The 1,114-nt window shown below is 74.6% G+C and carries 1 protein-coding gene and 1 pseudogene; one reads left to right on the top strand and one right to left on the bottom strand.

From position 1 onward, the window contains the following. Nucleotides 1–56: 56 nt before the first annotated feature. Nucleotides 57–905 (top strand): LysR family transcriptional regulator substrate-binding protein, encoded by an 849-nt coding sequence (locus I59_RS20865; RefSeq protein ID WP_022903684.1) that lies wholly within the window; start codon nucleotides 57–59, stop codon nucleotides 903–905. A gap of 13 nt (nucleotides 906–918) precedes the next feature. On the opposite strand, the pseudogene I59_RS09595 reads toward I59_RS20865, so the two are convergent. Next, a pseudogene (locus I59_RS09595) lies at nucleotides 919–1,114 on the bottom strand (DJ-1/PfpI family protein); the annotation flags it as partial.

Genomic DNA, 1,114 nt, shown 5'->3' with positions numbered 1-1,114 from the left:
GGCTTTGGTCTGTCCTGCGCCATGCACACCAGGGTACGGCCCCTATGCTCGGTTGCATGACCGAGGCCCTCACCATCGCCTTCGTGCCCGGGGTCTCCCCGGCGAAGTGGGCCCGCGTCTGGCGCGAGCGGTTCCCCGACGTCGAGCTGCGTCTGCGGCCGATCGGCGCACACGAGGTGGACGACGCCCTCGCCGGCGAGGCGGACATGGTGTTCGCCCGCGAGCCCGTGTCCGACGTCCACGACGCGATCCCGCTGTGGACCGAGACCGCCGTGGTCGCCATGCCGAAGGACTCACCGCTCGCCGAGCACACCGAGGTCGACCTCGCGACGACGGACGTGCACGTGGTCGACGCGGGTCCCGTCCCGGCGGACGTGGACGCGACGCTCGACCTGGTCGAGGCGAACGTCGGGGTCGCCGTCCTCCCCCAGTCGCTGTTCCGCGCCGCGAGCCGGAAGGACCTCGTCGCCCGGACGCTCGCGGGCGCTCCCGGAACCCGCATCCTGCTCGCATGGCGGACCGTCGACGCCTCGGAGACCACGGAGGAGTTCATCGGCGTCGTCCGCGGGCGGACCGCGAACAGTTCCCGGGGTGGTCAGGAGCAGCCTGGGCCCCGCCCGCCGGTTCCGGACCGTCGCGCCAGCGACGGGACGGCCGTGCCGGGTGGGAGGGGCACGGATCGCGCCGACGGGACCGGCTCGCGTCCGTCGACAGCCGGCTCCGGCTCCACATCCGGTTCCGGCTCGCGCGGTGGCAAGGCGACGGCGGCGAACAGCCGCACCACGGCCAAGCGCGGCGCCACGAAGGGCACCAGCGGGAAGACCGGCGGTGGCAAGGCCGGGCGCGGCAAGACGCAGCGCGGCATGAAGGGCAAGCCGAAGCGCGGCTCGAAGGGCAACCGCTAGCGGGAGTCCCGCGTCAGCGGATCACCGCCGCTGCGGCCCGGGCGACCCGGTCGCCGCGGGTGTCCTCGGCGGCGGCCCGTGCCTCGGTGACGAGGCGGGCGTCCGCCCGTTCCGCCGACCCGGCGTCGAACGGTGGCTGCGGGTCGTACTCGATCTGCAGCTGGATGCGCTCGGCCGCCGGCTGTCCGGCGAGCTCGCCCGCCAACCAC

This window comes from Curtobacterium sp. B8, from assembly GCF_000333315.1.
In the GTDB taxonomy this organism is placed as follows: Bacteria; Actinomycetota; Actinomycetes; order Actinomycetales; family Microbacteriaceae; genus Curtobacterium; species Curtobacterium luteum.
This window is presented reverse-complemented; position numbering and strand designations above follow the sequence as displayed.

What these genes read in the sequence shown, in the direction of transcription:
- I59_RS20865 (WP_022903684.1), top strand. Translation starts at nt 57, where the DNA reads ATGACCGAGGCCCTCACCATCGCCTTCGTGCCCGGGGTCTCCCCGGCG.